The 22,882-nt window shown below is 62.8% G+C and carries 28 protein-coding genes, 1 other RNA gene and 1 pseudogene; 15 read left to right on the forward strand and 15 right to left on the reverse strand.

The features are described from left to right. The first annotated feature begins 10 nt into the window (after positions 1 to 10). Entirely contained in the window at positions 11 to 967 is a 957-nt protein-coding gene (locus tag V8192_RS08475; RefSeq protein ID WP_341632640.1) for an NAD(P)/FAD-dependent oxidoreductase, read from the forward strand. Here V8192_RS08475 and rimM read toward each other — a convergent pair. The 4 genes and pseudogenes from rimM to V8192_RS08495 form a co-directional block, all read right to left on the reverse strand. Further along, positions 964 to 1,458, reverse strand: a complete 495-nt coding sequence (rimM, locus tag V8192_RS08480) for a ribosome maturation factor RimM (RefSeq protein ID WP_341632641.1) — start codon at positions 1,456 to 1,458, stop codon at positions 964 to 966. The two genes, V8192_RS08475 and rimM, sit on opposite strands and share 4 nt — an antisense overlap. A gap of 188 nt (positions 1,459 to 1,646) precedes the next feature. Continuing rightward, positions 1,647 to 2,105, reverse strand: a pseudogene (gene rpsP, locus V8192_RS08485) (30S ribosomal protein S16); the annotation flags it as partial. Between the two features lie 29 nt (positions 2,106 to 2,134). Beyond that, on the reverse strand, positions 2,135 to 3,622 hold the full coding sequence (gene ffh / locus V8192_RS08490) for a signal recognition particle protein (RefSeq protein WP_341632642.1): 1,488 nt from the start codon (positions 3,620 to 3,622) through the stop codon (positions 2,135 to 2,137). 173 nt (positions 3,623 to 3,795) lie between these two features. Further along, positions 3,796 to 4,215 carry a hypothetical protein gene (locus V8192_RS08495; RefSeq protein WP_341632643.1) on the reverse strand — a complete coding sequence of 140 codons (420 nt, stop codon included), beginning with the start codon at positions 4,213 to 4,215 and terminating at the stop codon, positions 3,796 to 3,798. 413 nt (positions 4,216 to 4,628) lie between these two features. Between V8192_RS08495 and dapF the strand changes: the two genes are divergently transcribed. From dapF to V8192_RS08525, 6 genes are read left to right on the forward strand one after another with little or no spacing between them, the layout of a single operon-like run. After that, entirely contained in the window at positions 4,629 to 5,429 is an 801-nt protein-coding gene (dapF, locus tag V8192_RS08500; protein ID WP_341632644.1) for a diaminopimelate epimerase, read from the forward strand. Continuing rightward, positions 5,426 to 6,592: a MiaB/RimO family radical SAM methylthiotransferase gene (locus V8192_RS08505; RefSeq protein WP_341632645.1), complete on the forward strand. Its 1,167-nt coding sequence runs from the start codon at positions 5,426 to 5,428 to the stop codon at positions 6,590 to 6,592. The genes dapF and V8192_RS08505 overlap by 4 nt, the downstream gene beginning before the upstream one ends. Further along, complete coding sequence (ftsY, locus tag V8192_RS08510; RefSeq protein WP_341632646.1) at positions 6,589 to 7,506, forward strand: signal recognition particle-docking protein FtsY; 918 nt, start codon at positions 6,589 to 6,591, stop codon at positions 7,504 to 7,506. The genes V8192_RS08505 and ftsY overlap by 4 nt, the downstream gene beginning before the upstream one ends. Next, on the forward strand, positions 7,503 to 8,117 hold the full coding sequence (locus V8192_RS08515) for a septation protein A (protein ID WP_341632647.1): 615 nt from the start codon (positions 7,503 to 7,505) through the stop codon (positions 8,115 to 8,117). The genes ftsY and V8192_RS08515 overlap by 4 nt, the downstream gene beginning before the upstream one ends. Further along, positions 8,114 to 9,052 carry an ABC transporter ATP-binding protein gene (locus tag V8192_RS08520; RefSeq protein ID WP_341632648.1) on the forward strand — a complete coding sequence of 313 codons (939 nt, stop codon included), beginning with the start codon at positions 8,114 to 8,116 and terminating at the stop codon, positions 9,050 to 9,052. Before V8192_RS08515 ends, V8192_RS08520 begins: the two co-directional genes overlap by 4 nt. Next, entirely contained in the window at positions 9,049 to 9,810 is a 762-nt protein-coding gene (locus tag V8192_RS08525) for an ABC transporter permease (RefSeq protein ID WP_341632649.1), read from the forward strand. The genes V8192_RS08520 and V8192_RS08525 overlap by 4 nt, the downstream gene beginning before the upstream one ends. Positions 9,811 to 9,859: 49 nt before the next feature. On the opposite strand, the gene V8192_RS08530 is transcribed toward V8192_RS08525, so the two are convergent. Further along, positions 9,860 to 10,519: a superoxide dismutase gene (locus tag V8192_RS08530; RefSeq protein ID WP_341632650.1), complete on the reverse strand. Its 660-nt coding sequence runs from the start codon at positions 10,517 to 10,519 to the stop codon at positions 9,860 to 9,862. A gap of 192 nt (positions 10,520 to 10,711) precedes the next feature. Here V8192_RS08530 and V8192_RS08535 point away from each other — a divergent pair, with 192 nt between their 5' ends. Further along, positions 10,712 to 11,284 carry a urate hydroxylase PuuD gene (locus V8192_RS08535; protein WP_341632651.1) on the forward strand — a complete coding sequence of 191 codons (573 nt, stop codon included), beginning with the start codon at positions 10,712 to 10,714 and terminating at the stop codon, positions 11,282 to 11,284. Between the two features lie 30 nt (positions 11,285 to 11,314). On the opposite strand, the gene V8192_RS08540 is transcribed toward V8192_RS08535, so the two are convergent. Beyond that, positions 11,315 to 11,869, reverse strand: a complete 555-nt coding sequence (locus tag V8192_RS08540; protein WP_341632652.1) for a tetratricopeptide repeat protein — start codon at positions 11,867 to 11,869, stop codon at positions 11,315 to 11,317. A gap of 110 nt (positions 11,870 to 11,979) precedes the next feature. Continuing rightward, complete coding sequence (gene pspF / locus V8192_RS08545; protein WP_341632653.1) at positions 11,980 to 13,026, reverse strand: phage shock protein operon transcriptional activator; 1,047 nt, start codon at positions 13,024 to 13,026, stop codon at positions 11,980 to 11,982. A gap of 167 nt (positions 13,027 to 13,193) precedes the next feature. On the opposite strand from pspF, the gene pspA reads away from it, so the two are divergent. From pspA to V8192_RS08580, 7 genes are all read left to right on the forward strand, one after another. Next, positions 13,194 to 13,862 (forward strand): phage shock protein PspA, encoded by a 669-nt coding sequence (gene pspA / locus V8192_RS08550; RefSeq protein ID WP_341632654.1) that lies wholly within the window; start codon positions 13,194 to 13,196, stop codon positions 13,860 to 13,862. A 3-nt stretch (positions 13,863 to 13,865) separates the two neighbouring features. Next, on the forward strand, positions 13,866 to 14,135 hold the full coding sequence (pspB, locus tag V8192_RS08555; RefSeq protein ID WP_341632655.1) for an envelope stress response membrane protein PspB: 270 nt from the start codon (positions 13,866 to 13,868) through the stop codon (positions 14,133 to 14,135). Positions 14,136 to 14,268: 133 nt separating this feature from the next. After that, complete coding sequence (locus V8192_RS08560; RefSeq protein ID WP_373276351.1) at positions 14,269 to 14,598, forward strand: PspC domain-containing protein; 330 nt, start codon at positions 14,269 to 14,271, stop codon at positions 14,596 to 14,598. 16 nt (positions 14,599 to 14,614) lie between these two features. Further along, entirely contained in the window at positions 14,615 to 14,920 is a 306-nt protein-coding gene (locus tag V8192_RS08565; RefSeq protein WP_341632657.1) for a hypothetical protein, read from the forward strand. A 58-nt stretch (positions 14,921 to 14,978) separates the two neighbouring features. After that, complete coding sequence (locus V8192_RS08570) at positions 14,979 to 15,257, forward strand: hypothetical protein (protein WP_341632658.1); 279 nt, start codon at positions 14,979 to 14,981, stop codon at positions 15,255 to 15,257. Then, positions 15,254 to 15,502: a hypothetical protein gene (locus V8192_RS08575; RefSeq protein WP_341632659.1), complete on the forward strand. Its 249-nt coding sequence runs from the start codon at positions 15,254 to 15,256 to the stop codon at positions 15,500 to 15,502. Before V8192_RS08570 ends, V8192_RS08575 begins: the two co-directional genes overlap by 4 nt. An 18-nt stretch (positions 15,503 to 15,520) precedes the next feature. Continuing rightward, positions 15,521 to 15,940 carry a SufE family protein gene (locus tag V8192_RS08580; RefSeq protein ID WP_341632660.1) on the forward strand — a complete coding sequence of 140 codons (420 nt, stop codon included), beginning with the start codon at positions 15,521 to 15,523 and terminating at the stop codon, positions 15,938 to 15,940. Here the strand turns inward: V8192_RS08580 and V8192_RS08585 are convergent. The 8 genes from V8192_RS08585 to V8192_RS08620 all read right to left on the reverse strand — a co-directional run bounded on the left by V8192_RS08585 (position 15,937) and on the right by V8192_RS08620 (position 22,851). Further along, positions 15,937 to 16,476 (reverse strand): J domain-containing protein, encoded by a 540-nt coding sequence (locus V8192_RS08585; protein WP_341632661.1) that lies wholly within the window; start codon positions 16,474 to 16,476, stop codon positions 15,937 to 15,939. The genes V8192_RS08580 and V8192_RS08585 overlap by 4 nt on opposite strands. A 58-nt stretch (positions 16,477 to 16,534) precedes the next feature. Beyond that, an RNA gene (gene rnpB, locus V8192_RS08590) (RNase P RNA component class A) lies at positions 16,535 to 16,930 on the reverse strand. Positions 16,931 to 16,945: 15 nt separating this feature from the next. Beyond that, the gene (locus V8192_RS08595) at positions 16,946 to 17,632 is read right to left on the reverse strand and encodes an N-acetylmuramoyl-L-alanine amidase (RefSeq protein ID WP_341632662.1); all 687 of its coding nucleotides are present in this window, start codon (positions 17,630 to 17,632) and stop codon (positions 16,946 to 16,948) included. A 31-nt stretch (positions 17,633 to 17,663) separates the two neighbouring features. After that, complete coding sequence (locus tag V8192_RS08600) at positions 17,664 to 18,539, reverse strand: CheR family methyltransferase (protein WP_341632663.1); 876 nt, start codon at positions 18,537 to 18,539, stop codon at positions 17,664 to 17,666. Between the two features lie 2 nt (positions 18,540 to 18,541). Next, positions 18,542 to 19,567 (reverse strand): chemotaxis-specific protein-glutamate methyltransferase CheB, encoded by a 1,026-nt coding sequence (cheB, locus tag V8192_RS08605; RefSeq protein ID WP_341632664.1) that lies wholly within the window; start codon positions 19,565 to 19,567, stop codon positions 18,542 to 18,544. 83 nt (positions 19,568 to 19,650) lie between these two features. Next, positions 19,651 to 20,016 carry a response regulator gene (locus V8192_RS08610; protein ID WP_341632665.1) on the reverse strand — a complete coding sequence of 122 codons (366 nt, stop codon included), beginning with the start codon at positions 20,014 to 20,016 and terminating at the stop codon, positions 19,651 to 19,653. 58 nt (positions 20,017 to 20,074) lie between these two features. Then, entirely contained in the window at positions 20,075 to 20,515 is a 441-nt protein-coding gene (locus tag V8192_RS08615) for a chemotaxis protein CheW (RefSeq protein ID WP_341632666.1), read from the reverse strand. Beyond that, positions 20,512 to 22,851 carry a chemotaxis protein CheA gene (locus V8192_RS08620; protein ID WP_341632667.1) on the reverse strand — a complete coding sequence of 780 codons (2,340 nt, stop codon included), beginning with the start codon at positions 22,849 to 22,851 and terminating at the stop codon, positions 20,512 to 20,514. The genes V8192_RS08615 and V8192_RS08620 overlap by 4 nt, the downstream gene beginning before the upstream one ends. Positions 22,852 to 22,882 lie beyond the last annotated feature (31 nt).

The raw sequence follows: 22,882 nt of genomic DNA on the forward strand, positions 1-22,882 counted from the left end.
TGGGCTGCGCATGGAAACCCTCGACTGCCTCATCATCGGAGGAGGACCGGCGGGCCTTACCGCCGCCATCTATCTTGCAAGATTCCACCTCGAGGTCATGGTCGTCGACGCCGGAAAGAGCCGGGCGTCCTCGATACCCTGTACGCGCAACGTCCCGGGCTTCCCGGACGGGATCAAGGGAACCGAACTCGTTGCGCGAATGCGGGATCAGGCGTGCAAATATGGCGCGAAGATGGAAGCCGAATTCGTGACGAAGCTCGAGCGGGACGCTCAAACGAACCTCTTCACGGCGACCTGGGGATCAGGCAGCACGGCCGCTCGAAGCGTGCTTCTCGCGACCGGCGTCACCAACCGGCGGCTCCCGATGGACGAGGAACTGCACGACGAGGCGCTGACGCGCGGCCTCGTTCGCTACTGCCCGATATGCGATGGGTATGAAGTCACTGACAAGAAGGTAGGAGTGATCGGCAGCGACAGCCACGGAGTGGCAGAGGCGCTGTTCATGAGGAGCTATACTGCCGATGTGACCCTCATTGCTCCGGACAAGGCGCTCCGTCTCAAGCCCGAGGATTTCAGAAGGTTGAAGGACGCCGGCATCGAGTGTGTCGATGGTCCTGCGCAGGCAGTCGCCATCCCCGATGGCTGTATCGTTGTCGACACCGCCGAGGGCCATTACACCTTCGACACCATTTATCCCGCACTCGGGTCAGACACTCACACGCAATTGGCCGAGATGGCCGGCGCTGCCCTGTCGAACGACAGCTGCATCAAGGTGGACAGCCACCAGCGCACAAACGTTCCGGGCCTCTATGCGGCTGGAGACGTGGTCATCGGCCTCGACCAGATCAGCCATGCGATGGGCGAAGGCGGCGTCGCAGCAACCACGATTCGCAACGATCTTTGCGAGCAACAATCACGCTGGCGAGAAGCGCGAGGCGAGATGCAGGAAGCCGCCAGCGACAGCTAGGCGAGAAACTCCGGATCCACGACGACCTTGCCGTCTGCAAGATCGGCGATGCCCTGGCGAAACGGTATCAGCGAACGCTTCCCGTCTTCCAGTTCGATCTCCAGCAGGTCCCCGGCGCCATAATTATCCACCCCGAGGATGGTCCCGATCGCGTTCCCGGATTGATCCACCGCCGCAACTCCGACGAGATCGGCGTGATAATATTCGCCTTCCTCGAGCGGCGGCAGGTCCGAACGCTCCACCTCGACCAGCGCGCCGCGGATCGCCTCGGCAGCGGCGCGATCCGCAATTCCCTCGAACCGTGCGACTGCAGTGTTGCTGCCCTCGCGAATCGAAAGGAGACGCCGTGCGGCTCCTCCAACGATAAGATTCTGGTGCCTGGCGAGGTTCTCGGCCTTCTCGCTGAACAGTTTGAGCCGGACCTCGCCCCTGACGCCATGGGCGCCGGCGACCGCGGCGAGCGCGATCCTACGCTCGCCGCTCTCGCTCATGTTCAGGCCTTGGCGTCCTCGGCGGCCCCTTCAGCGGGCTCTTCGGACGACTGGCCTTCGCCTGTCGTCTCGGCTGCCTGCGGGGATTCGCTCGTGGGAGGCGTCGCGTCATCGGCGCCTTCGGCCGGTTCCGCGCTGGACTCGCCCTGGTTATCGGGCTCGGAAGTCGCCTCTGCCGGGGGCGTCTGCTCGGAGACCTCGGCGGCAACGGCTTCGGCCTCGGCAGTCGGCTCTGCGGTCGCGGCCTCGATTTCCTCGGCAACAACGGCCTCGGCTTCCTCCTGCGGCGCAGCAGCAGCTTCAGCAGCAGCGGCTTCCTTGGCCGCGCGGGATTCGGCTCGTTCCTTGGCCTTCTCGCCCGGCTCCGCCTTGTTCGGATTGTTGCGGGCAGCACGCTCGCGGATGCCGGCGGCATCGAGGAAGCGCAGGACGCGGTCCGACGGCTGGGCGCCGACGCTCAGCCAATGGCTGACCCGGTCGGCATCGAGCTTGACGCGCTCGGGCGAATCCTTCGCGAGCAGCGGGTTATAGGTCCCGACCTTTTCGATGAAGCGGCCGTCGCGGGGCGAACGGCTGTCGGTGACGACGATGCGGTAATAGGGCCGCTTCTTGGCGCCACCGCGCGAGAGGCGAATTGCTAGAGCCATGACTTCGTTTTTCCTTTCAACTATTTCGTTTATCGTTTTGAAAACTTGTCGAAACCGGGCGGAAGATTGAACGGAGCGCCACCCCCCAGTCCGGGTAATGATCCGCCGCCGCCAAGACCGGGGGCGCTGCCCGAAGGAAGTGCGCCCGGAGGGGCAAGTCCGCCGAGCGCACCTTCAAGGCCACCCTTGCTGAACATCGCAGCGAGCTTGCCAAGACCGCCCATCTTCTTGAGCCGCTTCATGGCACTCGACATTTCCTGATGCGTCTTCAGGAGCTTGTTGATTTCCTGGACCGTGGTCCCCGAGCCCTTGGCAATCCGGATCTTGCGCTTGGCGTTGATGACGTCGGGCTTCGCACGCTCCTTGGCGGTCATCGACGAAAGCATCGCCTCCATGTGAACCAGCGCCTTGCTGTTCGCGGCCTGGTCCATCGCGCCCTTCATGCCCTTCAGCCCCGGCATCATTCCGGCCAGAGCCCCCAGCCCGCCCATCCGTTGCATCTGCTGCAGCTGGGCGCGGAGGTCATCGAGGTCGAACTTGCCCTTGGCCATCTTGGCCGCGAGCTTCTCCGCTTCCTCGACCTTGATGGTCTCGGCGGCACGCTCGACGAGGCTGACCACGTCGCCCATTCCAAGAATGCGTCCGGCGACCCGGTCCGGGTGGAAGGCCTCAAGCTTGTCGAGGGCTTCGCCAACGCCTGCAAACTTGATCGGCTTGCCCGTCACGGCTCGCATCGACAGGGCAGCACCGCCGCGGGCATCGCCGTCCATGCGGGTGAGGATTACACCGGTAAGATCGACCTCTGCCGCAAAGCCCTTGGCGACATTGACCGCGTCCTGGCCCGTCAGACTGTCCACCACGAGCAGGGTTTCGGTGGGGGCGGAAGCCTCAGCGACCGCCTTCATCTCGCTCATGAGCTGGTCGTCGACGTGGAGGCGCCCTGCGGTGTCGAGCAGCACCACGTCATATCCCTGGAGCTTCGCCGCGTTCAGCGCCCGCCTCGCGATGTCGACCGGCTGCTGTCCCGCCACAATCGGCAGCGTGTCGACGCTGGTCTGGCGGCCGAGCACTGCCAGCTGCTCCTGGGCGGCCGGCCGGGCGACGTCGAGCGATGCCATCAGCACCTTCTTGCGATCGCGCTCGGCAAGGCGTTTCGCGAGCTTGGCGGTGGTGGTGGTTTTGCCCGACCCCTGCAGGCCGACCATCATGACGACCGCCGGCGGGCTGACATTAAGGTCGAGTTCGGCGGTCTCGGCGCCGAGCGTCTCGATCAGCGCGTCATTGACGATCTTGACGACCATCTGGCCGGGCGTGACCGAGCGCAGCACCTCCTGGCCCACGGCTCTTTCGGTGACCCGTTCGACGAAGTCGCGTGCCACCGGGAGTGCAACGTCCGCTTCCAGAAGGGCCACCCGCACTTCGCGCATCGCGGCGCGCACATCGGCCTCCGTCAGGGCACCACGTCCCCGAAGCCGGTCGAATACGCTGCCGAGCCGATCGCTCAACGTGTCGAACATTCACTCACTCCATCTGACAGACCCCCGATGTGGGGGCTGCCCGCCGAAACTCCACGTCGAACGCAAAATACGCCGGCGGACGAAACCTCGTCGGCCGGCGTGCACCCTCGGGCGCTCGACATGATGTATGTCCGTTAAGACGCCGCGGCGCTTAGCCGTTCATGCGCGCAAGTTCAACCTAGCCGAGGTTTGCCCTTGGGTTTGCGTGGCCGGCCGCCGGACGGGCGTCCACCACCGGGACCATTGGGTCGATCGTCCGTGCCGCCGCCCTTGGGCGGGCGGCCGCCGCGGCGATGCCCCTGATTGGGGCCACGCGGCGGACCCCGACGATCACGTTCGGGAACGCGGTCGAGTGGCCGCGTCTGTTGAATCTGCTGCCGCGGTCCAACCGCGTAGCCCTCTTTCAAAAGCTGGGTGAAAGCCGCGCGCGTGCTTTCCGCGATCTGGTCCTGCAGGTCCTTGGGAAGATCGGCGAAGGTCACGTTGGGATGAATTGCCTGCACGTCGCGCAGCAGCTGGTTGGGAAGGCCCCCGGAAGCACGCTTCAGCGCCGCAACCCCGTCGAGGATTGCCGAAAAGATGATCGATTGCATGACGTCACTCGCCGCTCGCGCCATCTTTACCTGACCCTCACTTGTGGACTTGCGCCCGACCGCTCCGTAAGTGCGCGCGGCAATGAGTGTTGCCAGAAGCGCGCAGCTAGCCGTCCTCTACGAGCACCCGCAGTGGTTTCAACCCCTGTTCGCGGCTCTCGATCGGTGCGGCACGCCCTATGTTGCGATTAAGCTGACGGCTCACAGCTTGGATCCGGCGAGCCGGCACCCCTCATGCTCGGCCGGGTCGGCCAGTCGCGCTTCTTGCGCGAACCCGAGCGTCCGCTCTTCTTTGCCAAGGGCACTGCTCGCTCACTGGGAGCGCTGCGGCGCCTCCGTTCTCAATGGTGCGGACGTGCTCGCCCGGGTTATCGAGCCGATGCGCGGCTGTGCGCCGGAACTTGCCTAGGAGGATGAGACAGCGCTTCGACAAGATGCACGGGCTCGGCAACGACTTCGTGATCCTCGATGGGCGCGAGAAGCCGGTCGACGTCACGCCGCGTCTTGCAAGGGCGATCGCGGACCGCAGGACCGGCATCGGCTGCGATCAGCTGATCCTGCTTGAGCCGAGCGATCGGGCGGATCTTCGAATGCGAATCTGGAACAGCGACGGCAGCGAGGTCGAAGCCTGCGGCAATGCCACGCGCTGCATCGTGCAGCTGACGGGCGCCAGGCGCATCGACAGCCCCGGAGGCCTGCTCGAAGGTTCGGACCTTGGAGAGGAGGTGGAGGTTAGTCTTGGCGAGCCGCGGTTCGCCTGGGAGGAAATTCCACTCGCCTATGCAATGGACACCAACGCTCTTCCGATGGCCTGGGACGGACTTGCAGAGCCGATGGCGGTCAATGTCGGAAATCCGCACCTCGTCTTCTTCGTCGGGGAGCCAGAAGCGATTCCGATCGCGGATCTTGGTCCAAGGATCGAGCATGATCCGGCCTTTCCCGAGCGGATCAACGTCAATGTCGCAAAGGTCGAGGGCGCGTCCATTCACCTGAAGACATGGGAACGGGGCGCCGGCCTGACACTCGCTTGCGGCACCGGGGCCTGTGCGACCGCGGTCTGCGCGATCAAGACGAGGCGGGTGACTTCGCCCGCGACCGTCATCATGCAAGGCGGATCGCTCACCATCGGCTGGGCTCCGGGCGAACTCGTCCGGATGCGCGGCAAGGCAACGCATGTTTTCAGCGGCGAGCTCGACCTCGAGGCTCTCCTGTGAGTGTCGAAACCATCACTCTTGGCTGCCGGCTCAACTTTGCCGAAAGCGAGACGATCGCGCGCTCTGCGACGACCGACGAGGACTGGGTCGTCGTCAACAGCTGCGCTGTTACAAACGAGGCAGTCCGCCAGACCCGCCAGGCGATACGGCGCGTCCATCGGGAGCGGCCAGGCGCCAAGATCCTCGTCACGGGATGCGCCGCAGAGCTCGAACCGCGAGCCCTCGCGGACTTGCCTGGCGTTGAGCTTATCGTTGGAAATTTCAACAAACTCAATAGCTTGTCACAAGTTGACGTCATGCCGCCAGTGCCGTCTGGTTTCATGGGCCATGTTCGCAGCTTCGTTGGCGTCCAGTCTGGCTGCGACCACCGCTGCACCTTCTGTTCGATCTGGCAGGCTCGAGGGCCCAGCCGCTCACTGCCGTTCGGCGCAATCCTCGATGCCGTGGCGCGCGAGATCGATCGGGGTGCGAAGGAAATCGTCCTGACCGGCGTCGACATTACCGACTATGAAGGAGGCCTCGGCAGGCTTTGCCAAAGGCTACTCGCATCCGAACCAAGACTTGCACGGCTTCGCCTCTCCTCGCTCGACAGCATCGAGATCGATGAAGATCTATTCGAGCTCATTGAAAGTGAGCCGCGGTTGATGCCGCACTTCCACCTGTCACTGCAGGCCGGCGATGACCTGATCCTCAAGCGGATGAAAAGGCGTCACAGCAGGGCGGCCGCCGTCCGCGCCGTGGAGCGGATCAAAGAGACCCGCACCGACGCGACCATTGGAGCCGATATCATTGCCGGATTTCCCACCGAAACAGAGGAAATGTCTATCAACACCCTGAAATTGCTAGATGATTGTGATATCGTTGCTGCTCATGTCTTTCCCTTCTCGCCGCGCCCGGGCACGCCTGCAGCAAGAATGCCGCAGCTGCCACGTGAAGTCGTGAAAGGTCGCGCTGCGCGCCTGCGCAATTGGGCGGCAAACCGCCGTCGTCGCTGGCTCGGCGGCCTGGTCGGATCGACACAGCCCGTTCTGATCGAAAACGGCGGGAGAGGACACACCGACAATTTTGCTCCAGTGCGGATCGAGGGTGCTGCCCGCGGAGCGGCCGCGCCCGCGCAAATCCTCAGCTGCGACGAAGACATCGTCACGGCGGCCTGGGCATGAGCTGGCTCGACCGCCTCCGCGGTGGATTTCAGAAGACTGCCGAACGGGTCGCCGACAACCTGACCGGCCTTACCGCCCGCGCAGCCCTCGACACCTCGACACTCGACGACATCGAGGAAGCACTGATAGCTTCGGATCTGGGTCCTGAAGCCTCTCACCGCATCCGCGAGGCGATCGCCCGTCAGAAGTTCGATCGGCTCGACGAGAGAGGCCTTCGCTCAATCCTTGCCGATGAGATCGAAAAAATCTTGGCACCTGTTGCCAAGCCACTCGAAATAAACGGGTTTCCTCGCCCGCATGTAATCCTGGTGATCGGCGTCAACGGTTCGGGCAAGACGACGACTATCGGGAAGCTCGCGCATTGGCTGAAGGAGCAGGATTATGGCGTCCTCCTTGCAGCCGGGGACACGTTTCGAGCCGCTGCGATCGAGCAGCTCCAGGTCTGGGGACAGCGCGTCGGAGCGCCGGTCATTTCCGGGAGGGAAGGAGGAGACGCTGCTGGAATCGTATTTGACGGCGTAAAACAGGCGACCGCCACCGGCGAAGACGTCCTCATCGTCGACACCGCCGGCAGGCTCCAGAACAAGGCTCACCTGATGGAGGAGCTTGCAAAGATCCGGCGGGTTCTCGGCCGCCTCAACCCGCAGGCCCCGCACGACGTCCTTCTCGTCCTCGACGCGACCACTGGCCAGAACGCGCTTGCGCAGGTCGAGGTGTTCCGGGAAACGGCCGGGGTGACGGGCCTCATCATGACCAAGCTCGACGGCACTGCCCGAGGCGGCATCCTCGTCGCGGCCGCCGAGAAATTCGGCCTTCCAATCCACGCGATCGGTGTTGGCGAAACGGCCGACGACCTGCGTCCCTTCGACCCCCGCGCCGTCGCTCGCGCGATTGCCGGACTGCCGCCCGAATGAGCCGGCCTCAAGAGCCGCAGGGCGGCGCCAAGCTCCTGATCGATCTAGGGCCGCTGCTGGTCTTCTTTCTCGTCAATTTTTTGGCGCCAGTGCCGACCTTCATGAAGATCTTCGTGGCAACCGGGGCCTTCATGGTCGCGATGATCGCCGCAATGCTCTTCTCGGCGATCCGCTACCACCGGATTTCGCCGTTGCTATGGTTTTCGGGCGTGATGGTGGTGATCCTTGGAGGACTGACCATCTGGCTGCACAACGAGAGCTTCATCAAGATGAAGCCGACGGTCTATTATGCGCTGGTATCGGGCCTGCTATGGTTCGGACTGGCGACCGACCGCCCTCTCCTCCAGCGCGTCCTTGGATCAACCTATCCCGGTCTTGATGAGAAGGGCTGGGCAAAGCTTACGCGTAACTGGGCGGCCTTTTTTGTCTTCATGGCGATCCTGAACGAGCTGGTCTGGCGCAACAGCACCACCAATTTCTGGGTCGGCTTCAAGCTCTGGGGCGCACTTCCCCTCACTTTCCTGTTCGCCGCGGCGAACATCCCAATGCTCCTGCGGCACGGCCTTATGAAAGATGACGCGATGCCTTCCGAACCAGGGCCAATCGAATGAGCGATCCCATTCTCTCCATCCGCAAGCTGCGCAAGACCTATGGAACCGGGGTCGATGCCCTGAGGTCGGTCGATCTCGACATCAACCGGGGCGAGATCTTCGCGCTCCTGGGCCCCAATGGCGCGGGCAAGACGACACTGATCAACATCATCTGCGGCATCGTGACCTCAACCAGCGGGGAAGTGCTCGTCGACGGAAAGAACTGGCACGACGACTATCGCCACGCACGCAGCCGCATCGGTCTTGTACCGCAGGAACTCACGACGGAGGCGTTCGAGCCGGTCTGGAACACGGTGAGCTTCTCACGCGGCCTCTACGGAAAGCCACGCGACGATGCCTTCACGGAGGAACTGCTGAAACGACTTTCGCTCTGGGACAAGCGCAAGACGATCATGATGCACCTCTCGGGCGGCATGAAGAGGCGCGTGATGATCGCAAAGGCGCTGTCCCATGAGCCGGAAATCCTGTTCCTCGATGAGCCGACCGCGGGCGTGGACGTCGAACTTCGCCGTGACATGTGGGAACTCGTCCGCAAGCTTCGCGCCGATGGGACGACGATTATCCTGACCACCCACTATATCGAAGAAGCCGAGGAGATGGCCGACCGGGTCGGGGTCATCAGCAAGGGCGAGCTCATTGCCGTCGACGAGAAGAAGTCTCTCATTGCCAGAATGGGTAGGAAGACACTCGATATCATGCTCGCAGAGCCCCTCGCTGCAATTCCGCCGGATCTCGGGGAATGGAGGCTCCGCCTCGAGCAGGACGGACACGTGCTTTGCTACGAATTCGACAGCCATGCCGAACGCACGGGGATCGCCTCGCTGATGCGGCGCCTGGGCGACCTTGGGATTGCCTACAAGGACCTCTCCACGCACCAGTCCAGCCTCGAGGACATTTTCGTCGAGCTCGTCCACCAGCCGCGGAGCGCCGCATGAACAGCCATGGAATTGCGGCGATCTATCGGTTCGAGATGGCGCGCTGGAAGCGGACGCTCTGGCAGAGCCTCATCACGCCGGTGATCACCACTGCTCTTTATTTCGTCGTGTTCGGGTCGGCACTTGGCAGCCGCATGACGAGCATGGAAGGAGTGAGCTTCGGGGCCTTCATCGTCCCTGGACTGACTCTTCTCAGCGTCTTCATGCAATCAATCTTCAATGCCAGTTTTGGCATTTATTTTCCAAAGTTTACAGGAACGATTTACGAACTTTTATCAGCACCGATCTCGAGTCTGGAAGCGGTTCTCGCCTATGTCGGCGCAGCCGTTACCAAGTCCGTCATCCTCGCGCTCGTGACGCTTGCGACGGCCACGCTTTTCGTGCCCGTGCGGGTCGATCATCCGCTCGCGATGATCCTGTTTCTCATCGCCATTTCGAGCGGCTTTTGTCTATTCGGCTTCGCCATCGGCGTCTGGGCGCAGAATTTTGAGCAGCTCCAGATCATTCCGATGCTGGTGATCACCCCGCTGACCTTCCTCGGCGGCGCTTTTTACTCGGTAAAGGCTCTGCATGAGCCGTTCCGGACGATCACGCTGTTCAATCCGATCGTCCATGTGATCAGCGGATTTCGCTGGAGCTTCTATTCGATCGCTGACGTGCCCGTCTGGTCCAGCGTTCTCGTTACCCTCGGCATCATCGCCGTGTGCATGGCGGTGATCGGGTGGATGTTCAGAACAGGGTACCGGCTCAAGCAATGAAGGGGAAACGTCAGTCCGCAACCGGACTGACGACCCCATAGCTGGACGGTCAGGCCGTCAACTCTGCCGAGCGTGCGCCCTCACCTTGCTGGTTTGCGCGCTCGAAGCCCTGGCCGTCGAGATTCTGGGCCACGAAGTCCCAGTTGACGATGTTGGATAGAACGCTCGAGGCAAACCGAGGCCGCTCATTGCGATAGTCGATGTAATAAGCATGCTCCCACACATCGAGCGTGAACAAGGGCACCATGCCGTCATGGACGATCGGCGTGTCCGCATCGTGAAGAGAAGTGACACGCAGGCTGCCGCGATCGAGGACCAGCCACGCCCAGCCGTTGGAGAAGTGGTTCACGGCTTCTTCCTGGAGCTTGTCGAGAAGCGCCTGAGGATTGCCAAATCCGTCCTCGATCAGCTTGGCGAGCTTGCCGCCGGGCTGCTGACCTCCAGCAGGACTGAGGCACTGCCAGAAGAAGCTGTGGTTCCACAGCTGCGCGCTGTTGTTGAAAAGCTTGTTGTTCCCGCCTTGCTTGGCGGCCTTGACGACCTGGATCAGCGAGGCACCGGACAAGTCCTGCTGGCCCTGGACGAGCTCGTTGGTCTTGTTCACGTACGCCCTGTGGTGCTTGCCGTGATGATATTCGAGGGTCTCTGCCGACATGACCGGGGCAAGAGCATCCTTGGCGAATGGTAGATCGGGCAGCTGGAACGACATTTCGAGGCAACTCCTTGAAGTGCCGGGAAAACGACGCTTGCACGCCGACTCCCCATAGCAAGCCCCCCGCCCGCATGCGTCCCAGATGCTTGCGCGGCAGGAAAATTCAACCCACAAACGACAACGAAACGATCATTTGCGCTGAAGTGCACGGCCGATGCGGGGGTATCGGATCACAAAAGGGGGAAGCAGATGGGAAAGTTCTTTGAGAATCTTGCGGTCGTTGTGATCGTGGGCGTGCTGCTTGCGGTCCTGATCACGGTCTTTCCGGATTCCGGGTATCGGCCCCCCACGGGCGATCTGCTGAACGGGGTCCTGCAATGGCTGCACGTCTTCTTCGGAATTACGTGGATCGGTCTGCTTTACTATTTCAACTTCGTGCAGATCCCCACGATGCCCACGATACCCGCAGAGCTCAAACCGGGGGTCTCCAAATATATCGCCCCGAGCGCGTTGTTCTATTTTCGCTGGGGCGCGGCATTCACCGTCTTGACGGGGCTGCTCCTCGCCTGGTCCTACGGCGAGCTTAGGGAAGCGCTCACTCTCGATCGAACCGCTCGGCTGATCGGCATCGGCATGTGGCTTGCTCTCATCATGGCGTTCAACGTGTGGTTCGTCATCTGGCCGAACCAGAAGAAGGCGCTCGGAATGGTACCGGCGGACGACGCGACCAAAGCCAAGGCGGCGCGTGTCGCCATGATCTTCTCGAGGACCAACACCTTGCTGTCGATCCCGATGCTGTTGGCGATGACCAACGCCCACTAGGGAGCCGGCCCTCGTTTGTTTGCCGGGCTTCTACCGGCCGACGAACCGGTAGCTTGCGAGATATTCGCTTGGAAGCGACCAGCCGGGCTCGAGATCGTGAGCCCGCTTCAAATCCGCATAAGCGAGGCGGTATTGGCCCATTTGCTCATAGGCGACGCCCCTTGCAAAGATTGCGAGGGCCTGGCGGTGGGGAGCGTTGTCGATGCCCTTCTGGAGCAGTGGCAATGCATCGCGGCCATTGCCTTTGCGAAGCCGCAGGAAGCCCTTGTTCAGCCAGGCATCGGACAGGCGGGCGTCCATCGCAAGAGCGGCATTGAAGTCTGCATCGGCAGAAAGATCGTTGCCGTGCACCATGTAGAGAATGCCGCGATTGACCAGCGTCGCTGCACGGTCGTGCGGCATCAGGGCTTCCTCGTCGAGCGAACGCGTGCAGCCCTCGATCGCAACGTCGCGGCCGTCGCGCGCCAGGGCCTGCTCATAGCAGATCCGGGAGAGCGGACCCCCGAGGCTGATTATCGCGGCCGAAGCGGCCGAAACGCCCAAAGCCAACATCGCGGCACCCGCGAACAAAGTCAGGCTCTTCATATCAAGCCTCCTTCCATGAGCAGGAGGCACGGTACGCCCGATCGAGGCCAGGTTCACCAGCGTTTCGACAAATAGACGAGCGGGGCGCCCCGCAAATCGGCTGAAGACCTCTAGACGGCGGTGTCCTGCAGCTTGTGACGCTTCAGTGCGTGGCGAAGCTGGTCATAACTGAGGTTGAGCGCCGCCGCGGTCGCCCGCTGGTTGAACCGGTTCCGACGTAGTGCGTCCTCGAGCAGCACCCGCTCGTAATCGGATACGGCCGCCCGGAAATCGTTGGTCCCGGCAGGGGGAGGCGGCGGGGCTGCTGCAACAGGCGTGCTGCCGACGTCTTCAACTTCCGCCGGCGGCGCGTGAGTGGCGGCCCTGAAAGTCGCCGCCGGAGCCCAGGGGGAATGAAACGGATCGAAGTTGATCTTGTCGACTGGGCGCTCGGGATCTTCATGCCGATAGACGGCCCGCTCGATCACATTCCTCAGTTCACGCACATTTCCGAGCCACGGATAAGCCTCGAGCTCAGCGAGCGCGCGCGGCGTGAAGCCGGGCCAGTTGGGCCAATCGAGCTCGACCGCCATGCGGCGCCCGAAATGCTCGGCCAGGAGCGGCACGTCGCCGTCGCGTGCGCGCAGCGGCGGAAGCGTGATGACCTCGAAGGACAGACGGTCAAGGAGGTCAGGCCTGAACCTGCCCCTTTCGACCTGCGCGGGAAGGTTCTCGTTGGTCGCGGCGACGATCCGCACGTCGACTCCGATCGGCTTTGACGCGCCGATGCGCGTGATCTCTCCATATTCGACGGCGCGCAGGAGACGGTCCTGGGCAGGCATGGACAAGGTCCCGAGCTCGTCGAGGAACAATGTCCCGCCATCGGCTTCCTCGAACCGGCCGTGACGCGTCTTGACGGCACCGGTGAAGCTCCCGGCCTCGTGGCCGAACAATTCGGCCTCGATGAGATTTTCGGGAAGTGCCGCGCAGTTCATGATAATCAGCGGGCCCGCCCAGCGGGACGAGAGGTGGTGCAGACGTTCGGCGATGAGCTCCTTGCCGGTGCCCCGCTCTCCGATAACAAGCACCGGACGGTTAAGGGGGGCGGCACGGCTCGCGCGCTCAACCGCATCGAGGAAGGCCAGGCTCTGGCCGATGAACTGTTCGGACCGCTCCACGCGCCGACTGTTGGTGGCAGATCCCACCATTTGGCAAGGATTTTCACTGCGATTTCAGGAACGAAATGAAGGATTTTGCATAAGAGCGGCCTTTTTGCCATTCTGGCACGGCTCTTGAATGGTCAATCGCAGGTTTAGGGCCCTAATTTTCGCATGCGGAGTGTTTGATGAGTATTTTTTCCCGAACACGGGATATCTTCGCCGCCAACATCACCGAGATGCTCGACCGCTCGGAAGATCCGGCGAAGATGATCCGGATGGTGATCCTCGAAATGGAGGAGACACTGGTCGAGGTACGCGCTTCGGCCGCCCGTTGCATCGCCGACGGCAAGGAGATGCGACGCGCGCTTTCGCGCCTCGATGACCTCCAGAAGAACTGGACCGAGAAGGCCGAGCTCGCCCTGTCGAAGGAGCGGGAGGACCTTGCAAAGGCAGCCCTCATCGAGCGGCAGAAGGCCGCCGACATGGCAGACGGGCTGCGCGACGAGATCAAGGGCATCGACGACACGCTGAAAGGCTATGAAGGCGACATCGCCAAGCTCCAGAACAAGCTTCGCGAGGCGCGTGCCCGCCAGAACGCCATTGCAGCGCGTTTCGAAAGCGCGGTCACCCGCGCCCGCGCCCGCGAGATCATGAACGGCAGCCGGACGGAAGATGCATTCTCCAAGTTCGAACTGCTGGAGCGGCGTGCAGATTTTGCCGAGGGCCGTGCGGATGCGCTCGGAATGACCGGGCCCAAGAGCCTCGAGGAAGAAATTGCAGAACTGAAGGCCGCGGAGTCGGTCGATGCCGAGCTTGCAGCAATGAAGGCCGCGCTCAAGGCAAGGGGGAAATAGAAGATGGATGACGTGCTGATTCCCGTGCTCATCGTCGGGATGCTTTTTATCGGCCTGCCCTGGCTGGTGTTTCACTACATTACGAAATGGAAGACTGCTGCGACCCTCACCTCGGGGGACGAGAAGCTCCTCGATGAGCTGCACGAGGCGGCGCGTCGTCTCGACGACCGCCTGTGCACGATCGAGCGCATCATGACAGCCGAAAATCCGAACTGGCGCCAGCAATGCATGCCGGCCCACGAAGAGCGGCGCCTGCTCGTAGACGGTGAATGAAATGGCCTACGACCGCTATCCCGTCGAGCCTCGCACCAACCAGCCGCAGCCGATAACCGAACAGCCAACCTATTATGCAGAGCAGCCGGCCAGCCGCACGCGCTTCTATCGCGACAAGCGCAACGGCAAGATCATGGGGGTCTGCGCCGGCATCGCCGACTATACGGGCTTTGACGTCAGCCTGATCCGCGTTGCGATGCTTGCCGCCCTGTTCATGAGCGGCGGCAGCATCCTGCCCTTTTATTTCATCATGGGGTGGGTGAGCCCCAACAAGCCCGTGGCGCTCGAGCGGGTGGACCGTGAAGAACAGCAATTCTGGCAGGGCGTCAGGGCGTCCCCGACGCGCGCCGCGCGCGACATTCGCTCGCGCCTTAAGGATATCGATCGCCGGCTTGCCGACATTGAGAGTTACGTGACCACCGAGAACCGCTCTCTTGCACGAGAGATCGAACAGCTGCGCTGAAGAGGGGAAGAGGATAATGCAAGGTCCGACAGCCGTCATGCTTGCGACGATCATCATTGGCCTGCCAACGGTCATGATCATGCTGATCGCCAATCGCTTCTTCAAATTCCGCGAGAAGAAGCTCGAGGTCGAAGCGCTCAACGCGGCCGAAAAGGCCGCGCAATATGCGTCGAGATCGCACGAGCTCGAGGAACGCGTTCGCGTCCTCGAACAGATCGTGACCGACGGTGGGGCCCAGACCGCTGCGCAGATCGAGGCATTGCGCGAGGCACCGCGACGGACCGCTCGCAAGCGCATTGCGGCAAGCGACCCGTCGGCTTGATCCAAAGCTCGGCCGTAACGACATTCCCGCACACAGCGGATAAAGGGGCACTACCAACATGAACAATATCGCGAGCTGGATCTGGGTTCTCATTCCCCTGGCGGCGATCGGCTTCGCGCCGTTCAAGATGTGGCTGCGGATCAAGGAAAAGCAGATCGACGCGCAGACCCATCTCGCCGCGGAGAAAAGCGCTCAATATGCCCAGCACATGGAGCGTTTCGAGCAGCGGCTTCGGGTGGTCGAGCAGATCGTCACGGACGGCGGCGCCCAGACGGCGGCGCAGATCGAGGCGCTGCGCGATGCGCCGCGCGTTACTTCGGGAGAAAAGACCCAATGAATGGTCCCGAGTTTGTCCTTGCCCTCCTGTTCATGGTCTTCGTTTTCTCGATCGTAAGACACAGGCTCGGCATTCCCGTTCGTTCAATGCGGGAAATGCGGGGCGACCCCATCGATTCGCAGGAAACCCAGCGCCTCCGCCAGGAGGTTCAGGAGCTCAAGGAGCGTATCAAGGTCCTCGAGCGCATCACCGTCGAAAAAGAGAATAGCCTCGCCAAGGAAATCGAGTCGCTTCGCGATCGATAGCGGTGCTAGGCGGATGGAATGACCGGCCTTCCCCCTCTCTCGGAGATCCTGGAAGAATATCAGCTCGTCGATGCGGAGGATCGCTACCGGCTATTGATTGACCTAGGCCGGCAGCTCGAACCCATGGTCGATGCGCTGAAGACCGACGCGACCAAGGTGCGCGGTTGCTCGGCGTCGGTCTGGGTCTATCCCACCAGCGCCAAGGGACGGCTGCACTTTCTTGCCGACAGCAATTCGGCAATCACCAAAGGCGTTGTCGCACTCGTCCTCAGCGCGGTCCAGGACATGCCGGCCGCCGAGGTCTCCAAACTCGACATCGCCGAATGCCTCGCGCCTTTCGAGCTGTCGAGGCATCTCACTGCAAACCGGACGCAGGGCGTACCCAACATGATCGCGCTCGTGAAACAGACCGCCGAGCGCTACGCGGCTGCGGCTTAAGCCTCTTTTCCGTTCTTGCGCTCTTCAGCCTTGCGCAGCACGTCATAGGCGGCCTGGACCTGCTTGAAGCGCTTTGCAGCTTCCTCGTCACCGGGGTTCGCGTCCGGATGTGTCTCCTTGACGAGCCGCCGGTGCGCGGCCTTGATCGCGGTGAACTCGGCGTCGCTGTCGAGCTCGAGTGCATCTAGCGCGCGCATCTCGTCGCGTGACCGGCTGCCGTCGCCCGGACCCGCCCATTTCCATTGGGCGGACTTGCGGAAGCCCTTGGAGCCTTGCTCTTCCTCGGCAGCCCGGCGGGCAGCTTCCTCGGGACTGAGCCCGGCAAAATAGTTCCAGTTCTTGTTGTATTCGGCAGCATGGGCCTCGCAGAAATACCAGCGCTCGGGGCTGTTGGGCGCCTTGGGAGCCGGCCGGTCGCCGATCTCCGTGCAGCCCTCACGGTCACACAGGCGCAGCCTTGCCGCAGTCCGGCCCTTGTCGCCGTACGAGCGCCAGCGGGGGAATCCCCAATCGTCCGATCTTTTCTGCCGAGGCATAGCTTCCTGCGGTTTAGGGTGTCGTCGGCCCGATTGCGAGCCGCCGACTCCAGTGAAAAATGCCAGAGGGCCTGTAAGCCGGGTTCTGTCCTCCACCCCCGTCTGCAGACGGGAGAGGATGTGCGGCCATTCCTCTAGGGGACGGGTTGCCCCGCCCCTCCAGCAACCAACCCGGGCAGCGAGCCGGAACCAGGCCCATATGCCGCCCCTATTCGGTCTTGCACCCGGTGGGGTTTACCGTGCCGGTCCTGTTGCCAGGGCCGCGGTGCGCTCTTGCCGCACCCTTTCGACCTTACCTGTCCGAAGACGGGCGGTGTCCTTTCTGTGGCACTTTCCCTGAGCCGCCTTCGCCAAGGCTATGACAGCTCGCCGGGCGTTACCCGGCACCGTGGTTCCATGGAGCCCGGACTTTCCTCGCGTTTCATTCGAAACCCGCGGCCGCCCGGCCCTCTGGCTTTGCCAATATGGGCTACTGCGGCCTCGGCAGCAACAAGGCGAGCAGTTTTGCGCGGCACTCGCCGTCGATGATCCCGTCGATCATGTCGGGACGGAAGCGGCGCTGGAAGGCAATGACCGCCTTTTGGGGCTCGGTGACGTCATAACCGAAACGCTCGAGGGCCAGCAGGAAGCCCGCATCGGTCCAGTAAGGATCGATGAGGTCCCGCGTCGGGCTCGGGAGTGCAAGGCGGCGCTTTGCAAGCGCCTGCCAGGGAAATAGCTCGCCAGGGTCTTCCTTCCGCGCCGGTGCAACATCCGAATGGCCGACCACATTGCCACGGCCGATGCCATGCCGCTCCTTGATATCCGCGACGAGCGGGATGAGCGAGGCGATCTGTTCGTCAGGAAACGGACGGTAGCCGAATTCGTGGCCGGGATTGACGATCTCGATCCCGACGCTTGCAGAATTGACGTCCGTTATTCCCCGCCACCGGGATTTACCGGCGTGCCAGGCGCGTTTCTGCTCGTCGACGAGACGATAGGCGGTTCCATCCTCGTCGATCAGGTAATGGCAGGAGACGCCCGCCTCCGGAGATGTCAGGCGATCAAGGGCCCCCTGGGCATCGGGCATCCCGGTATAGTGAAGCACGATCATCGAGACAGGCAGCTGCCGCTCGTCAAAATTGGGCGACAGCCGCTCGACGAAGTCCAGATCCATGCGCCAATGGCGCACAGCTACGGCCGCGGGGTCAACCCCCGGCTGATATTCTCCGGTCCGGACCACCGCGTTTCTCGACACGGCTCTTGTCGCCAACGAGCCGATAGAGGCCCCGGGCGTTGATATCGGCGCCAAGCTTGCCCGATTGTCCGATCACCGTCTCGCCTGCCCCGAGCATCAGCCAGCCGTCAGCCGCCATCGCGCCTGCAATCCTCTCGAACGCGAGCGTCTTCTTCTCCGGGCTGAGGTAGAGGAGGACGTTCCGGCACAATATGATGTCGAAATCGCCTGGATGAGGTGCCGGCTCTAGAAGATTGTGCACCTGGAAGCGGACTGGTTTGCGAAGGCCTTCGACGGCTCGCCAACCTTCCGGTGTTTCCTCGAACCACCGGATCATCTGGTTGATTCCAAGACCCCGCTGCACCTCAAACTGGCTGTACGCGCCGGAGCGGGAGCGGTCCACGCACGAGGTGGAAACGTCGGTCCCGAGGATATCGATGGTCCAGCCGCGCCACTTGTCGGGCTCCTCGGCAAAAAGCATCGAGAGCGAATAGACTTCCTGGCCGCTCGAGCAGCCGGCGGACCAGATCTTGAGGTGCTTGTTTTGGGCCCGTCGCTGGGCGAGCTCGGGGAGCGCATGCCGCTGCAGCACGTCAAAGGGCGCGCGATCGCGAAAGAAGTAAGTCTCGTTGTTAAGCAGCGCTTCGACGACCTTTTGTGACAAGCTCGGCTCCTTGCCCATGACGAGGATGGTGATGAGCTCATCAAGGGTCGCGATGCCGCGCTCGCGAAGCAATGCGGAAAGTGCCGTTTCGATGCGCCACCGGCGGCTCATGGTGAGCTGCTGGCCGGTGCGTGCTTCAAGGAGGCCTGCGAGAATACGGCTCGAACTGTCGCTTATTTGCACGCCTACTGCTCCTCGGTCCGACCGGCGATACGCCGGGCGATTTTCTCAGGCGGAAGCACGGCGCAGGCCAGTCCCGCCTCAAGTACGGCGCGCGGCATCCCCCATACCGCGCAGCTGCCTTCGTCCTGCGCAAAAATGGATCCACCGCAGGCAACCAGTCGCGAAGCGCCTTCGGCACCGTCGCGACCCATGCCGGTGAGGACCACTCCCAGCGCACCGCTCCCAAACATCGCTCCAACGGATGCAAACATCGGATCAACCGAGGGCATGCAGCCGCTGCTACTGCGGCCATGGGTAAGGCGCACGACATGCCCCGAACGCGAAGGTTCGACCGTGAGGTGCGCATCGCCCGGCGCAACCAGGATGAGGTCGGGAACGAGCTCCATGCCGTCCTGCGCGACAAGCGCCTCGCGCCGCGCAACGCAGCCGAGCTGGCGCGCGAAGACGCTCATGAAAGGAATGGGCAGGTGCTGTGTCACAAGGATCGGCACTCCGATCCTTGTAGGAAGCGCCTTGAAGAGAACGCCAAGCGCGTGAATGCCCCCGGTTGATGCACCGATTGCAAGGCACTCGATCGCGTCCGAAGGCATTGCCCGAAGAAGCGTGCGCGAAACGGAGCCTTCCGCGACCGGCATGGCCAGCCGGTCACCGACGTAACCCAGGGCCTTGAGCTTGCCGAGCAATATCTCGGAAAACCTGCCGTTGAAGCGTCCGGTCCCTGGTTTTGGCATGGTGTCCGCTGCGCCAAGAGCAAGCGCTGCAACGGTCTGCTCGGCGCCGTCTTCGGCGAGGGACGAGACAATCATGATCTTTGCGCCAGCAGCAGCTGCAATGATCCGGGGAATGGACTTGAGACCGCCCGCTCCAGGCATCTCGAGATCCAGGATGACGATGTCCACGCGGCACTCCCCGAGCGCCTCGATGGCATCTTCGGCAGTTCCGGCGACCGCGGTGATCTCGAATGCAGGATCGCTTTCCACCATGCGCGACAGCACGGCGCGTGCGACCGTCGAGTCATCGACGATCATGAGTCGGATTCTGCGACCTGTACTGCGCGGGTCCAAAAAGCGGTCCCGCGATCTGGCGAGCGCCCGCTCCATGACCCGGCCGCTCAGGCGACGCCGACGAGCTGGAGCTTGATGTGGAGCGTCTCGCGGTCGAAAGGCTTCATCACATATTCGTCTGCACCGGCTTCCAGTGCAGCGCGAATGTGCGCCATGTCATTCTCGGTCGTGCAGAACACGACCTTGGGCTGGTCCTCATGACCGCGCTGGCGCAGGAGTTTCAGGAACTCCATCCCGCTCATCACCGGCATGTTCCAGTCGAGCAGCACGACGTCAGGCATCTTAGCCTCACAGCGGGACAGCGCTTCCTGGCCGTCACCGGCTTCCTCGACCTCGAACTCGAGGGTCTCGAGAATGTGCCGCGCGACCTTTCGGATCACCTTCGAGTCATCGACGATCAAACAGCTTTTCATTCTTCGGCTTTCCCGCTTCCAACCGTGAGGCAAATAAACGCTAAGGGTAACGAAGAGCTTAAGCCGCGGCCTTGGCCTCGGCACCGGCAATCAGTGCCGAAACGTCGGCCAGCAGCAGCGGCCCGGTCTCGGTCTCGACCATTCCACATGAGACGCGCTCCCATCCCGCTCCCATCGCCGCGCGCACCGGCAGCGGCTCGGAAAGCGCCTCAACGACGTCTTCGACGAGATCGACGATGAGCGCGTAATGATGACCGCCGAGTTCGACGACTGCAGCTTCGCGAATTCCGTCACTGCAATCGGTCGCGCCAAGCTCGAGCGAGCGCATGCAGTCGATGACCGTCAGCACCCTGCTTCGAAGCGCGGAAAGTCCGGCGACGTGCGGAGCAGCCCGGGGTACCGGGATGAGGGTATCCAGCTCGACGACGGACTCGACCGCCGCCGACGGCAGGGCGACCCGCTCACCGGCGATCGTCACGACCAGCAGAAGCTCGTTCACTTGGCTTTCCCCCCGGCTGCGGACTTGAGCGCCATGAGAAGGCCAGCGCGGTCATAACGGTAGATGCTCTCGTCCTTCCTGCTGCTCGGTTCCGGCTCGTTTCGAAGGATGATGGCCCTGGCGTCCTTGCGGACCTGTTCGCCATCAGCCGCGATAACGAGGTCGGCCTTTTCGGCATCTTCATCCCCGATGACGCGGTAGCCTGCTGCCTCGACGATCGGGCGCAGCATGTTCTGCATCCAGGGATCATCGTTGGGTATGCGGCAAACCGGGAGATCCGTCGCCCTGGCCGCCGCTCCGACATGGTTTGCGAACAGCCAGTGCGCGTCGACGAGCTCGGCGGGTTCGCCGTTGATCAACGTGACGCCGCCGATCTCGCCGGCCCTTTCGGCGTGGATGATGTCATGTTCGATCGTCGCAAAGTCGACGACCTCGCTGAATGCGTAGCCGATCTCGTGGGCGCCGTCATTGAGGCGGAAGAGACGGATCTTGCCGTCCCCGACCTCGCTGGAGGTCATGCCTGCAAGGGGCAGGATTGCTTCACCAACCTTGACGCGCAGCTGTCCTGCCGCCTGTTTGACGTTGGAGGCCGCCACCTCCTCGATACGATCGACGATCGCGAGGCGGAGCGCTCGGCGGCCGCCGTCCACGCCGCGGAAAAGAAGGACGGGGATCGCTTTCGAGACTGCGCTAGCAGGACCATCGGCAATCCGCGCGCCGCGTTCCAGCGCCTCGAGCTTCACACCGGCCACCTCGGCGATGCCGGCGGGATCGAAGAGCAGGATCGGGCTTCCGTCGTCGGCCAGCGTCGTCCCGGCATAGAGGCCCGTCGCCATGACCACTGGTGCGGCGGGTTTGACGACAAGTTCCTCGTGATCATGGATCCGGTCCACCGAGAGCGCATAAACGTCGCCCCCCGCTGGGTGGAGCACGATCAGCGTACGGTCCTGTTCGTCGATTCCGCTCTCGAGACCGAGGACGGCGGCAAGCGAAACCTCCGGAACGCGGCGGCCTCTGATGGTCGCGATGCCCGCTCCGCCGACGTGCTCGAGAGTGACGCTCTCGCCATTGGCGCGAACGATCTCCTCGATGGCCGAGCGCGGAATGGCAAAGTGCTGGCCGGCGATCGAGACCGTGAGCGCTGGAATGATGGTGAGGGTCAGTGGAACCCGAAGGGTCATTCGGGTGCCCTCGCCGACCCTGCTGTCGACCTCGACGATGCCGCCGATCCGTTCGACGTTCGAGCGGACCACGTCCATTCCGACGCCGCGACCGGAGATTGCGGTGACCTGCTTTGCAGTCGACAGCCCCGCTTCGAAGATCAACGCGAGCTGCTCGCGCACTGAAAGCTGGCTCGCACCGAGCTTGTCGACGATTCCCGATGCAATCGCCTTCTCGAGCAGCTTCTTGCCGTCGATGCCGCGACCATCGTCATGGATGTCGATGAGGATCTGGTTACCCGACTGGCGCGCCGAAACCGAAAGCACTCCGATTTCGCGCTTTCCGGCCTTGAGGCGCTCCGCCGGTTTTTCGATGCCGTGATCGACGGCGTTCCGGATGATATGTGTCAAGGGGTCCCGGATCATCTCGATCATCTCGCGATCGAGCTCGACGTCGCCCCCTTCAATATCGACCAGCACCTGTTTTCCAAGCTCTGCCGAAAGATCGCGGACCATCCGCGGCAGGCCGACGAACAGGTTCTCGATCCGCTGCATGCGCGTGCGGGTGATCGCGTCGCGCATTTCGGCAATGATCGAGGACAATCGCTCGAAGGCTCCGTCGACCGCAACGTCGGCTTCCGATTCACGAAGGCGCCGCGCAAGCTCGTTCCTCGCCAGCACCATGTCGGAGACCGTGCTCATCACCCGGTCGAGAAGCTCGACCGACAACCGGATCGTCCTCGGCGCCGCCGACGAGCGGACGCCACCTTCGGCGACTGCCGCGGCGACGGGCGTTGCAGAAGCTTCTGCGCCAGGCGCAAGCGCATGAATGAGAGCGCTGTCATCGCCCGCAGGCATCTCCTCGCCGGCCTCGATTGCAGCCACCATTTCGCCGATGCGGTCGATGATCGCGAGAACCGCACTGACAAGGAAGGCATCGGCCTGCCGGCGCCCGCCCCTCACGTCGGCGAGCGCGTCCTCGGCCGCGTGGCTGAGCGCCTCGAGACGGGGAAAATCGAAAAACCCGCAATTGCCCTTCACCGTGTGGACGAAGCGGAAGATGCTATCGAGCCGCGCACGGTCGTCAGGCTGCGCTTCCCAGGCAACGATCTCGCCGCCCAGCGCTTCGAGCATTTCGCGGCATTCGGCTACGAAATCAGCAATCAGATCATCCACGCGCGTGCAATCCCATGGGGTTCGGGATGCT

It is taken from the genome of Sphingomonas agri, from assembly GCF_038148795.1.
In the GTDB taxonomy this organism is placed as follows: domain Bacteria; phylum Pseudomonadota; class Alphaproteobacteria; order Sphingomonadales; family Sphingomonadaceae; genus Sphingomicrobium; species Sphingomicrobium agri.